Genomic DNA, 13734 nt, shown 5'->3' with positions numbered 1-13734 from the left:
ACTTTTACTTTTGCATTCTCTGCAGCCTTTCTACCACCACCTCAATCTTTGGCCTTGCTGATGGGGCGGGGTCACACATTTCTATGATAAGTCTTTCCAAATCACTCTTCGCTTTTTGTTTTAGTTTTTCTAAGTCTTCTTTATAACCTGCCTCCGTTAAGTAGAAGGTAAGTGGAATAGGGTCCCTACCCACCTTCCAGGGAGCAGATCCATGGCTGATGAACATTTCTAGCAAACTGACCCCTAGCGCATAGACATCTGCAGGTCTAGCATCCTTAACATGCTCTTCCTCTGAATATTCTGGTGGGATATAACCTGGCGTGCCTAAGGAAACTTCTCTCTTGCTGGCGTCGCTATTCTTATGGACAGTATCAAAATCCCCTACAGCAGCCTCTACTGCTTTGGGATTGGAGGGATCCCATTGCAAGAAGATGTTTTCAGGCTTAAGATCCCGATGAACCCATCCTTTCTCATGCATTATTTGAATTCCTTGTGCAAGTTGAAGGGCTATTTTAGCATGCAGTTGCTTGTGAAGCTGATTGCTTTTAATAAAAGAGAACACCTTTTCACCAGAAAAGGGGTAATACTTAGATATAAAAGCCTCCTTGCGTCCCCCTGCTTTTTGGGCACTCCAGATAGAAACAGGTTTTTTAGGCATTGATTTCCATGCCACATGTTCCATTTGACAAATGTGCGGTTGGCCTTTTACATCCTCTATAAATTGGATTATATTTACTCTCTCTACCTCATCAAGAGGCTCGAATAAGACCCCTCTGACTTTGATTTCTTTAGTGTCTATATCTTGCATTAACTTAGCTCTTTTATATCCCCCTTTACCCAGTAAACCTGCTTTTAATTCATTTCCAATGCGCATCCATTCTTCTTTTTTCAGGTGAACTGCAATCTTCCCGTCAGGGTAAACAGTATATGAGTGCGTCAATCCTGCTCCTTTAGCACTAATTTTCGTAATTAAATCCCTGGGGCTTTTCTTTAGAATTTCCTTCAAACTAACAATATCTTGTTCAATAGCCTTAAAGTCAAATCGCTTTGATTCCTCGCCCATCATTTTTAATGGCTGGCTAATTTGCCCTTCTACTGTAGCAAGCTCTGTAGGGTGATTAGATTCTACGTCTGCATCTAACGCTAGGGTTTCTAATATTTTATCTAATTCCTCACTAAGCTGCTCTGAATCACTTTGGGATAAGTTTGTTTCTAATAGAAACGGATTTGTTTGGGATTCCTCTACTCTTGAAGCAATCTCTTGGTGCCTATTAATCTTTTCCTCAAGGTTATTAATCTGTAAATAGAGATCATCTTGCTCTGGCGATAATTTGAAATTTCCTTCGCTTAGTATCTTTTCAAGATCGCTAAGTTCCTCTCTAATTGCATTTAAATCTTCTAAGCTTGGCTCTTCATCTAGCTTTTGATTTAAACGATACAACTCCTCCTCAATCTCACTAAGAGCGGCTGCTTCCTTGGTAAGGTCTACATTTACTATAGATTTTTCAGCTACAGCTTCTGTTTCCTTCTCTTTACCTTTCATCTTTCTTTTTATTTCTCTTTCTTCAGGTGTCATAAAGGCTAGAGGAATGGCTATCTTTCCTGGGGCAGCTTTACTGGCTTGGGATGGTTGCTCTTTATGGTTTTTTTCAAAAACTCTTCTCAATTTTTCAACATTTACGGGCTTTGCACGCCCTTTGGCCTCCTCGTTTGCTGAAGTAATTTCTTTCGACGGAGGCTTTTCTTCGAGCTGTTGAGGCTTATTTGATTTCTGTTCTGGCTTTGTCCTTTTAAGAAGACCTCTTTCGGAAGGCCTGTTTAAGAAATAATCGATCTTCGCCAGGATTTCTTTAGCTTTTTCGCTTACCTTTACTTGCCCCGGCATCTTTCTCTCCCTGGATACTTGCTCTCTAGTAGTAGCAGGTTGAGATGCTTTTTCTTCCCAAAAATTTAAAACTTTACCATAGTCATTATTCATAACTATCCTTTACTAATTGTTAATAAAAAACAACTTTACCAATAATTTAATTATAAATTATAAATTTAATTATTAAAATAATTTGTTTGTTAAAATTAAAATCAAACAATCATAAGTTATTAAAATTCAGCAGAATCAACTGTATGTATTATAATAAAAAAAATAATAAGCATTATTTAACAAAAAAAATTTATTAATTTTTTAAAAAATCTAACGCTATCTAATTAATTTATTTACAAAAAAAACATTTTTAAATATTTATTCATGAGACAATTTAATTTAAAAAACATAGTTATCTAAATTAAATAACTTTTATTTACGCGCAGCAACTGGCAATTAGTCTTCTGGAAAAAGAGGATTATTAAACTAAAAGGGCAACTTAAACAGAATTTCAGAAAGGATGCGAAATAACCAATGATCCAAAAATGCTAGCTGAATATGCTAAGCTAAGTGGTTGCTAGGCGATCAAAGAAGGCTTTACTTGCAAAGAAGTGAGCAAGCAAGAAGCGCATAACTGCCATAAAGATTTAGCTAAAATAGGATTAGCTTTTAAAATGGTAAAAAGAGACCTGGAAATACAGCAATCTACTTTCCTAAGGAGCTGAAACAAAAAGCGAGGAGTGATTTAGAAGAGCTCATCATAGGAATGTGCAACCCGACCGCGGAGCAAGACCAACGATTGATGAAGTGGTAGAAAGACTGCAGAGCATGTAAAAGCAAAATTTTTAAAATCCTTTCGCATGGCGTTGGGCCATCCATCTAAAACCATTGGAAAGGTCGGTGTCAATTCCTTTCTCTATTAATAATTGCTTAACTTTTTTAATACGTTTTTCCATGTTAGGATTTTTAGAGCATTTACCTTGTCGAGATAATAGATGACAATAAGCGTTAAGGCCTGTTTTACCCGTTTTATTAACGTAGGCTCCTCTTTCCAACAGGTATTCCACCATTTCAGCATGACCTTGGCATGCTGCGGCAATTAAGGGTGTCCAGCCTTCAGCGTCTTCGCTATTGATATTTTCTCCATTCATCAATAGCTTTTCTACCACTGAAAAGTTATTGCTTTCTGCTGCTAAATGAAGAGATGTGGATTTTTCATTGGCTATATGCGTGGTTGTTAATCTATCTTCCAAAACTTCTTTAATTTTCTGGTCTTTAGTTCTGCACCATAGAGAAGCAATTAAGTGGGGATCTACATTTTCTTGCTTTAGATAATCGATGAGTGTGGCAAAACGATCGGCTTGACTCCATTTTTTATATTTTATTTTTTCATTTTCTATCCCTTCTAAAATAAATCCTCCGCGTAAAGCTAGTTTGGCTACAGACCAAGAACAGAACCCTCCTTTTTGAAGGGTAGTAGGAATATAGTGGTCGTGAATAAGGCCAAGCTCTTTATCCACACCTTTTTCAAAATAAGTTATTAATGCATTCGTGTTCAATAATCTATGAATGTATTCAATATTAATCTTAGAAGGATCAGGTATTTTATAAACATGTAGGCCAGTGGGTAGGTCTTCATGAAGTCCTTTATTAAGCTTGACTAGACGGTTGCCTTTAATGAGAAAACCATAAATGTGGCCGGCTCTAGATAAACTAAATAGCAAAGGTAAAAAAATTGTTTTACCTTGATGATAGGCGTCTAAAAGAATTTGATCCTTTGTATAAGGATTTTTTTCAACTTTTAGGATCATTTCAATAATAGGAAGGATTACCTCCTGCTCAGTAACATCTAGATGCTGTTTAAGGGAAGCATAAAGAGCGTGAAAAGTAATGCGGTGATCAAAACCTTCTAAGTCAAAAGACTGCCCATTTATTTGGCTTTTACCGACAATACCAAATCGATGAGCCATAAGTTTAATATGGCAGATGGAAGCTAAGTTAGGATTATACTTATAAAGTATATCAAGGGCTTCTTGATTATCTGTGGCTTGGGCTATTCCCCATACGGTTTCTAGCCTTTTTGAGAGTACAATTCCTTTAGCTTTGTATGCATATAAATGCTTTTCTAAAATGGTATTACTGCGTGCTAGAAGCAATTTAATCAGCCGGCCACATAGAGTACCCTGGACCATGTCGTAAAGTTCAGGATTTTGTAACATCTTGTGGACCTCGGGGGAAATCTCAGACACAGGAATTTCAGGTGAAATCTTTGATAGAGGAGCGGGGGAGAGATTTTGAACTTGCATAAGGTTAAACCTTTCTTTAATGTTTTATAAAGCTAATAGCAAAGCTTTCATTATTTAACAATCTAATCAATCTAGCTAATCAATCCTAGGAAATATTAATGATTTATTATTAGCAAGTAACTATAGGCAAGCGTTTATAGGCTATCCTTGCTTTTCAAGCTTTAATTGTAAGCGGTCACGGGGATTATCAATTATTTTTTGATAAGTAAAACAATTTCTAGAGTTCATATTTACTTAATCATATAATGGTAAAAAGAGACCTGGAAATACAGCAATCTACTTTCCTAAGGAGCTGAAACAAAAAGCGGAGGTGGATTTAGAAAGGCTCATCATAGAAATGTGCAACTCCTGCCCCAAGAACAAGGCCAACGATTAATGAAGTGGTAGAAAAACTGCAGAGCATATAAAAGCAAAATTTTTAAAACCTTTCTGCATGGCGCCGTGCCATCCATCTAAAACCATTGGAAAGATCTGTATCAATTCCTTTCTCTATTAAAACCTTTTCAACCTTATTGATACGGCTTTCCATTTTAGGATTTTTAGAGCATTCACCTATCTGAAACAATAGGTGGCAATAGGCACTAAGGCCTGTTTTACCCGTTTTATTAACGTGGGCTCCTCTTTCCAATAGGTATTCCACCATTTCCACATGACCCTGGCAAGCCGCGGCAATTAAGGGTGTCCAGCCTTCATCATCTTCGCTATGGATATTTTCTCCATCCATCAATAGCTTTTCTACCACCGAAAAGTTATTGCTTTCTGCTGCTAAATGAAGAGAGGTGGATTTTTCATTAGCTATATGCGTAGTTGTTAATCTATCTTCCAAAGCTTCTTTAATTTTTTGGTCTTTAGTTCTACACCACATCGAAGCGATTAAGTGGGGATCTATATTTTCTTGCTTTAGATAATCAATGACTGTGGCAAAACGATCGGCGTGACTCCATTTTTTATATTTTATTTTTTCATTTTCAATCCCCTCCAAAATAAATCCTCCGCGTAAAGCCATTTTGGCTAAAGACCAAGAACAAAATCCTCCTCTTTGAAGGGTAGTAGGGATATAATGGTCGTGAATAAGGCCAGGTTCTTTATCCACACCTTTTTCAAAATATGTCCTTAATACATTCGTGTTCAATAATCTATGAATGTATTCAATATTAATCTTAGAAGGATCGCCTATTATATAAACATGTAAGCCTGTTGGTAGGTCTGCGTGAAGTCCTTTATTAAGCTTGATTAGCCGGTTGCCTTTAATGAGGAAACCATAAATGTGACAGGCTCTAGATAAACTAAATAGCAAAGGCAAAAAAATTGTTTTGCCTTGGTGATAGGCATCTAAAAGGATTTGATCCTTTGTATGAGGATCTTTTTCAACTTTTAAGGTCATTTCAATAATAGGAAGAATCATCTCTTGCTCAGGAAGGTCGAGATGCTGTTTAAGCGAAGTATGAAGAGCTTGAAAGGTAATGCGATGATCAGAACCTTCTAACTCAAAAGACTGCCCATTTATTTGGCTTTTACCGACAATACCAAATCGATGAGCCATAAGCTTAATATGGCAGATGGAAGCTAAGTTAGGATTATACTTATAAAGTATATCAAGGGCTTCTTGATTATCTGTGGCTTGGGCTATTCCCCATACGGTTTCTAGCCTTTTTGAGAGTACAATTCCTTTAGCTTTGTATGCATATAAATGCTTTTCTAAAGTGGTATTACTGCGTGCTAGAAGCAATTTAATCAGCCGGCCACATAGAGTACCCTGGACCATGTCGTAAAGTTCAGGATTTTGTAACATCTTGTGGATCTCGGGGGAAATCTCAGATAGGGGAATTTCAGGTGAAATCTTTGATAGAGGATGGGGAGAGAGATTTGGAACTTGCATGAGGTTAAGCCCTTTCTTTAATGTTTTATAAGGCTAATAGCAAAGCTTGCATTATTTAACAATCTAATCAATCCTAAGAAATATTAATGATTTATTGCTAGCAAGTAGCTATAGCCAAGCGTTTATAGGCTATCCTTGCTTTCCAAGCTTTAATTCAAAAAATTATCCGCGGCTAACTATAAGCCCTATATTTATTAATTAAAATAAGAAAATATGTTTTTTAGTTTGATTTTCCTATAAAACTTCATTTTTCTAATTCCTTACCTAGTAGAGAATCCAACCTTGTTGTGTAAATGATCTATTATTTTGTTTGGTTAAATTATAGGTGTTATATCAAGCTTTACCCCCTTTAAGTTAATGCCTAATGTCTTTTAAGGATTTTAAGCTTCTCTATCCTTTTCATAGCTAAAAGTCTTAACCTAGAGCCCCGCTCGCTGAAAAGCTAGCTTCATAGAACGCCAACCTCTACCAAAGTCTTTCTTAAAACGAGACATTACCGTTTCGGTAAGCATCTTCTATATACTCCTAAAGCTTCTTCCCAAGCTGCCTGGCATGATCCTCTTGCCAAAGCGTGGAATGGCTTTCAAAGCACTCCTTTTTTTCTCGCTCTTGCCCATCTCGTAGCTTAGCCTTCCTCTTCACGAGAGAAATTATAAAAGGCTTATACCTCGACTATAAATTGAGCAGCAGAAAGCTTATTTATCATAAACACCATCTCCATAAGCAGCCTTTACATTCTTTGTTAGCTCAATAATCATAGGATTAGCCACCGAATCACTCAACTTACGTGCAGAGGTGTTGGAAAATTATTCGGTAGACCTACTATTTTTGAAAATAGAATAAAGAAATGGGACCAAATCATCTAGGGCATTTATAACGATTATTTTAATCAACTGAAACGCATAAGCGACAGCTACGTCACGATCCAATCTTTTAGATGGTTCGGCTACCCGCTTTCTTAATAACGACCTTCTGAAAATCAAAAGACCTATAGCAAGTTGTTATAAAGCAAGTGCGCTATCTAAAACAAGCCAAAGAGGGAACATTGATTATCGTTAATAAGTACAGAAGTAAAGCTCTATATAAATGAAAGCCTTATTATCGAAAAGCAAATGGCAGGTATTAGTTCATCTTCAAGCCCTATTGGCTATGAGGACCATCCTTTTCCGATAGGATGGGAAGGAGTCGAAAGAGGCATGCATTCTTAAGATCTGAAAATCAAAGAAGAAGAAAAGGTAGCCTTTGCTCCCTAAAAATCAACGGACTAGGACACTTATTTAACAAGTAGCTACCCATCAAGTGAAGCTTAAGTAAGTATTAGCTGATAATCGGTTGGGCACTAAAGATAAGATGGAATTTAAAATAGCTTGTAATGATGAAAGTTTGCTAAAGTAATAAATAAAACAAGGAGGTAAAACATGAAAAAAATATTAGCGTCTCTATCTATATTTTTAAATTGCTCACTGCTAACTGCGGCTCCTAGTCCTACTAGGCATGAAAATTTCCACTCCTCTCAGACCAGGTACAACAGGCCTGCTTCATCGATCGTCTACTTAAACGCCGATAATTTTCAACAAATTCTTAGTAATCCTTTACCTATCATTCTAGATGTTTACACCGATTGGTGCGGTCCTTGTAAGCAACTAGCTCCTATTTTTGAGGAATTAAACAAGGAATTAGGTAACCGTTATCTATTTGTTAAGCTCAATGCTGATCAGCAAAAAAATTTATCCGATCATTTCAATATTCAAGCTCTTCCTACCCTTATTTTTATCAGGGACGGCAAAGAGCTCGGTCGATCTTCTGGATTTGTGAATAAAAGCCAACTAGCTTCAATGATCAAAAGCTATTTTGGTCATTAAAATAGCTCATAGGTTCTCCGGTGATTCCTTTTATTAGGAAGGTCGGAGAACTTAAAAAAAAGCTTTTAAATAAACAAAACTTCGCTTTTAGATAAATGAGCTGGAGAAGTATCAAAAAGAAAAGCTCAACTGAAGGCTCCCTACTAAAAATTCATTTTACAATTCTTCCATCCATCTTTTTAGATAAGCACACTCTTGCCTTGAAATCTGCTGAGATTCTGCCAAGAGCGGAACTGTCTTTAACCAAGCCTGTTTTTCCCACCTAATGGTCGCAGCGCTCTTTTCAGAGTGACAATGAGCATAAAGTTCAAAAGCTTCTTCAGGATAAGCTTTACAGTAATCAATGCTTTCTTGCATAGCTAGCTTAAAAGCCTCTAACCTGTTAAAATCATGTCTACTGATAAAAATCAATTCGCTGTAAACAGGGTGACCTAATTGCGTTACTTTAAAACAAGAGTTCTTTATATTTAATGCCTCTAGATGTTCACCTTCAATATTCCAAAAAGCTCCATAAATGACATCGACATGCCGATTGGCTAAGAGGGTGACAAGATCGAAATTTACATTGATAATTTTCTTGGGAAGTAGATCATTAGCATGCAATAAGCGCTGTAATACTTTTAGATTGTTACCCCCTAAGCTATAACCTATGATTTTGCCGGACAAATCCTTAGGGGAGCTTATTCCCTCTCCTTGGCGGAAAATAAAGCTATTCAATGGTTGGCCCACTAAAACGCCTGCTAATTTCAAACCAGCACCTTTTTGCTGGGCCTGAATAAGATCAGGTAGATAGTAGAGGGCTAAATCTGCTTTTCCTGCTATCACATAAGGTACGCTATCCGCAGGATCATTAAGTTCTATTATCTGCAATTGAATGCCATGTTTAGCAAAAATTTTTCTTTGTATGCCTGCATAAATAGGCACATGATTGCTATTGGGAAACCAATCTAGTAATAAACGTAGTACCTGCTTTTCTGGCAATGCAGTTTGCATGGGAGAAGGAAAAACTCCTATCATCCATACGAGAGCTAAAAATAAGCCTATTACCCATCCTTTCATCGTTTGATGTCTTTTATAGCGATATTCTGTGTAGGCAATGATACTATAAAACCAGAGGCTAACCATAATCAGGCAAAGAAGAGCTCCGAAAGTGATTTCAAGCTCTGTAGCTCTTCGGCTTTTTAGCATTAATACTCCTAAGCCAGATTGTGCACCAGCCCATTCTCCTGCTATAGCGCCAATTCCCGCGCCTGCAGCTGCAATCCGAAATCCTGCAAAAATATGGGGCAAGGAATAAGGTAGCTGTAATTTGGTAAACGTTTGCCATCTTGTAGCCTGATTGATGTAAAAGTAATCAAGTAAATCCTGAGGGGTGCTCATTAAACCCTGATAGATATTGAGGGTAAGAGGAAAAAAAATCATCAGGGCAGTGGGTAAGATAATAGCCATATCTGACCACCCAAACCATACGATCATAATAGGGGCTAAAGTAAACATAGGAATTGATTGAAGCACGACAAAGAAGGGCTGCAGGACTGTCCTAGCAGATTTATAAAGATACATGATCCAGGCTAAAGGAAAAGCAATGACTGAAGCCAACAAAAAGCCACCCGCCATTTCTCGCAAGGTGACCTTACTATTCCTCATAAGAAGATCTGAACTTTGCCACATCTGCACTACAATCGAAGAAAAGGGAGGTAGAACGAATTGATACTGAATAAAATAGTGGCTTGTTAACTCCCACAAACAACAGAGGATGATTAGCGACAGTCCTGCCACAAGAAAATTCTTTTTCATAAATTTTGCTAATAAAAGGGCAAAAGTCCTTTTTATTGCCCTATAAGCATGCTTAGCTTTTTTATGGAAACTTATTGCTACCTTCAACTGCATATCATAGTTTAGAATTTTTAATGATATAAACACATAATAAGTCCTGCGGCCGCAATTACCCTTAGCGAGGGATAAGAATCTTGTAAGCAATGGAGAAGGAAGGGTATTGATTGTGACGAAGATATATGCATCATACCTTCTAAAATACGCTCTTTCATTTCTCTATCAGCTTCAGGAAAAGCTTGTAATAAAGTTTCCAAAGCTTTCTCGCTTCTCCCCCATCTTGCCATTATTAAAGCAGCTTGCACCCGCACTTGTACTTCCTCATCATTCAAAAGCTCTTGCACTAGATCTATGGCCGTATGATCGCCTTCTGAGAGCAAGGTTACTGAAGCCAGAGCAGTAATCCCCCATGTTTTTTCTTTCAAAAAAGATTTAATAGCTTGCTGGGCTTGCGAATCTCGCATGATAGCCAAAACATTTAGAATTTCAAGGCGTGTCATTTGATCTATAATAGCAGGAGAAACATCAGGGTCATCGAAATGCCTTAGCCGATTAGGCACAAGAGCACGCACATGATTTTTTTCATCCCATGACCATTTTTCTTTAAGATGAGTAAGCCCCTGGCATAAAGCCTGGCATGCTTTTCGAATTTCTACACGCTGGCTAATTAAACCCAAAGCTAAGTTTATGCTTACATAAGGATCGGCAGATTTATTAAATTGCTCTTCAATCAAAGGGAAGGCATATTTTCCACAAGCTGCAAGGTTTGCCGCTGCTATAATACGCACATCTCTCTTAGGGCTTTCTAACCATTTAATAAAAGCTTCAGGGCCTTTTAGAGAACCATTTAACGTCAATAGCCAAGCGGCTTTTATGCTAACTAGGGGGTCAATATCTTCCAATTTCTTTTCCACTAAAAGCCATAATGATTCTCCTTTAACTTCTTGAATGCGTAGATAACCTATCACCCACAAGGCCGCCTGGCGCACTTCGGCATGAGAATCATGGATTAAAGGTATAATTAAATCGATAGCATCTTTCATATCGCCATGGGCGATCACCTCGCAGGCTAGCAAGCGCAGAGCCGCACGTTTATCTTTTGCTAAACGCGAAACATCTTCTCGGGTAGCCACGCCCCATAAATTGACTAGAGATTCAATAACCACTCTGGTTTCTTCCGCCGTGGTGGTAGTTTTTTGTAATAGATCCAGCAATTCTTGCTTGGCTTCTTTTACTTTCATTAAACCGAGCGAACGAATGACTTGCAGTCTTACATTCCAGACTGTTTCTTCACGGAATAAGCGAAGCATTTCCTCTTTAATCTCTTGATCACGGTAATGCGCACTCATTTGAGCAGAAGCACTCCTTAGAGCTGAATTTTTATCTTTCAGCCCTTTTAATAGAATTTTAACACCTTTTGCATCCTGAGAAAAAAAAGCAGAGAGGATGGCCATAAATCGAATGGTAGGTAAAGAAGAGAAAGTAGCATGTTCGATCACCCCCCATGCTAAAGTTTCTATTAAAGCCCGATTATCTTTCTCCTCAGGGAAAATTTCTATGTAATTTTTCCATGTAGCCAACATCTCTTTTTCATCGCCCTGCTTAGCAAGAGCTTTAATATAGACTGCCCATAATGTTTTACTGTGAGGAAATAAATAAAGACCTTCTTTAGCTTCTTGACTAGCCGATCCAAAGTCTTGAATGCGTAGATGGGCATGAGCCGCTTGGACATATGTTTCTTCATTTCCATAGCCAGCTGCTGAGCAAAGGAAAGCAAGGCTACACCCTATCCAAAAAATTATCTCTCGCATAAACAAAATTTAACTACTTATTATATAATTTAATTAGAAAATCATGTTTGCAAACATTAAGTTGAACATTCCTTGAACATTCTCTGTAAGCGTTAAAAAGCAATTGTTATGTAGCCTCAAGGCTTGCTTTATAGCAGTCACTTTTCGCTTTAGCGCTTAAAAAGCTGTGCATGAAGGGCATAAGGTTTAAGAATTATCACTCCACCTATCATTTTTTTATAATAGCAAAGAAATCCTTTAAGGATGGGCAAAATATCCTGAGGAGTTTCTATGAATATAAAACGAACTACTCTATTTAAAAACCACTTTTCCTTTCAATAAAATAGCTTTTAAGCAAGAAACTAGGGTTTTGAACATAAATCTTACATTTTCTATTAATAAAATTTTAATTTCCCTCAAAGGATAAAACTGCAGGAGTAGAATGCAGCTTCAGCATCGATGGGCTATTCAAACTCTTAGAGGATAAAATTTATATTCTGCCCGCAGCTCTGCCGAGTCATACCTTTCAAAGAAACTGCGTCTACATAACCAAAAAAGAAATTAGCCTTTTTCCAGGCTGATCTTACTCGTAAAAACAAGCTTTTTACTAAGTATATGATTACATAAAGAGCTGCTCGAAAGCGTATAAGCTAAAAGCTTCATCTATTTATTCGTTTTAAAACATTTTTCATGGAATAAATGAATTAATTCTATCCTAACGTTTCTAACTTACGTCCTCCTATCAAATGAAAATGTAAGTGAAAAACCGTTTGTCCTGCTAAAGACCCATTATTAGTTAATAACCGATAACCCTCAGTCAGATGGTGTGTTTTTGCTAACAGCTGAGCTACTTGTACAATCTCACTAATTAAAGGCAAATCTTCTACTTGGACGGATTGAAGATCAGCAATTTCCTTTTTTGGAATAATTAAAATATGTACGGGTGCGACAGGATGAATATCTTTAAAAGCCAGAATGCGTTCATTCTCAAATACTTTGTCTACCGCAATTTTACCTGCTATGATTTGTGCAAAAACATTGGCTGTCATAATTTTATTGTCTACTTTTTAAGTACATAATTTAAAGCTTTTAAAGCATCGTTGTAAGTTTCCCACACAGAGATAAACCTTCCTTTGTGACAAAAAATGGCTCCTTTTATCCCGCTCACCTCTTTTAACTCCTCTTCTAAGAGCCCGGCCCATTCGCTAGGGAGAGGAGAGCGTACCTTCATTTTATCTTCATAGGTAGGAGGAATGCCTCGCAATTTCCAATGCGGTCCTGCTGGCATAATTACAAATTTTGCAGGATGATTAGCTCCTCCTAATTCAAAAAATAATTCCAACCAAGGAATATTCTTCTCAAACATTAGACAATCGTCTTGCTTCTCCATGGCTCTCGAGACAATTTCCCGGCAGGAGAGAATATAGTTAAATCGATTAAGTATACGATTAAGATATTGATAAGCAAAATCTAGTGCATCAAAAAAAGCTTTATCTTGTGTGGCATCATCGGCATCCTGCTTAATAGGGGTAAAGCTAGAAATAATGTTAGAATAAGTACACAGGCCATAAATTTGAGGATCCCTACCATTATCATGAGCATCCACTCCCAAAATTAGATTTGCATTAAAGCAATCATACTCTTTAGGGGTAATGATATGTTGGTCTTTAAGATAAAGAAGAACCATTCCTGCGCTACTCATGGCTCCTTGATAATCTGCTTGATGATGGTCAAACAACTTATTTTCAGGATCATAGCATCCGCCCACATCACATACATATTCACATTTACTTAAAAGCTGAGGATCCCGTGTGCGTATAATTTGCTCACGGTCGATTAAATTATAGAGAAGTAAAAGGGCACAAGCAGTCACCTCATCGGCATGAAAAGTTCCGCTATGGGTTCCTACACTTCTGGGAAGCTTTTGATTATTCATAAATTAAATTTGCTATCTTGATCTGGTGTAAGGAAAAAATTATGTCACAAGCAAAATTTTTATTAAAACAAAATCCAAGAGCTTGTTTAAACTTTAGCTCAAATAAATTAGCCGTAATTTTTTTCGCGCTATTTTAAAAGGCAAGATAACTTATAAACAAAACTATTCTCTCGTAAGCGGTCACGGGATATAAAAGGTTTTTTAGATAACAGAAGGCATGGGTTGCTTGGTACGAGCGGCATATATAGCGTCTGCTAGAAAATCTAGAAT

Annotated in this window: 8 protein-coding genes; 1 reads left to right on the top strand and 7 read right to left on the bottom strand. The window is 37.3% G+C overall.

Annotated features, from left to right (window positions below; all coding sequences use genetic code 11):
* Positions 1 to 4: 4 nt before the first annotated feature.
* The 3 genes from NEOC84_RS03070 to NEOC84_RS03060 all read right to left on the bottom strand — a co-directional run bounded on the left by NEOC84_RS03070 (position 5) and on the right by NEOC84_RS03060 (position 6043).
* Positions 5 to 1978: a protein kinase gene (locus NEOC84_RS03070; protein WP_166155203.1), complete on the bottom strand. Its 1974-nt coding sequence runs from the start codon at positions 1976 to 1978 to the stop codon at positions 5 to 7.
* A 725-nt stretch (positions 1979 to 2703) separates the two neighbouring features.
* Positions 2704 to 4164 carry an ankyrin repeat domain-containing protein gene (locus NEOC84_RS03065; RefSeq protein WP_166155201.1) on the bottom strand — a complete coding sequence of 487 codons (1461 nt, stop codon included), beginning with the start codon at positions 4162 to 4164 and terminating at the stop codon, positions 2704 to 2706.
* Positions 4165 to 4582: 418 nt separating this feature from the next.
* Positions 4583 to 6043 carry an ankyrin repeat domain-containing protein gene (locus NEOC84_RS03060; protein ID WP_166155199.1) on the bottom strand — a complete coding sequence of 487 codons (1461 nt, stop codon included), beginning with the start codon at positions 6041 to 6043 and terminating at the stop codon, positions 4583 to 4585.
* 1418 nt (positions 6044 to 7461) lie between these two features.
* On the opposite strand from NEOC84_RS03060, the gene trxA reads away from it, so the two are divergent.
* Positions 7462 to 7905, top strand: a complete 444-nt coding sequence (trxA, locus tag NEOC84_RS03055) for a thioredoxin (protein WP_166155197.1) — start codon at positions 7462 to 7464, stop codon at positions 7903 to 7905.
* Between the two features lie 156 nt (positions 7906 to 8061).
* Here trxA and NEOC84_RS03050 read toward each other — a convergent pair whose 3' ends face one another.
* The 4 genes from NEOC84_RS03050 to NEOC84_RS03035 all read right to left on the bottom strand — a co-directional run bounded on the left by NEOC84_RS03050 (position 8062) and on the right by NEOC84_RS03035 (position 13464).
* A complete protein-coding gene (locus tag NEOC84_RS03050; RefSeq protein ID WP_166155195.1) occupies positions 8062 to 9702 on the bottom strand; it encodes an ABC transporter substrate-binding protein in 1641 nt (546 codons plus the stop codon).
* A 110-nt stretch (positions 9703 to 9812) separates the two neighbouring features.
* A complete protein-coding gene (locus NEOC84_RS03045) occupies positions 9813 to 11549 on the bottom strand; it encodes a HEAT repeat domain-containing protein (protein WP_166155193.1) in 1737 nt (578 codons plus the stop codon).
* Between the two features lie 689 nt (positions 11550 to 12238).
* Complete coding sequence (locus tag NEOC84_RS03040) at positions 12239 to 12577, bottom strand: HIT domain-containing protein (RefSeq protein WP_166155191.1); 339 nt, start codon at positions 12575 to 12577, stop codon at positions 12239 to 12241.
* Positions 12578 to 12588: 11 nt separating this feature from the next.
* Positions 12589 to 13464 (bottom strand): MYG1 family protein, encoded by an 876-nt coding sequence (locus NEOC84_RS03035; RefSeq protein ID WP_166155189.1) that lies wholly within the window; start codon positions 13462 to 13464, stop codon positions 12589 to 12591.
* Between the last annotated feature and the right edge of the window lie 270 nt (positions 13465 to 13734).

The organism is Neochlamydia sp. AcF84, from assembly GCF_011087585.1.
GTDB lineage: Bacteria > Chlamydiota > Chlamydiia > Chlamydiales > Parachlamydiaceae > Neochlamydia.
The sequence above is the reverse complement of the archived record's forward strand: the minus strand, read 5'-3'. Positions and strand labels throughout refer to the sequence as shown.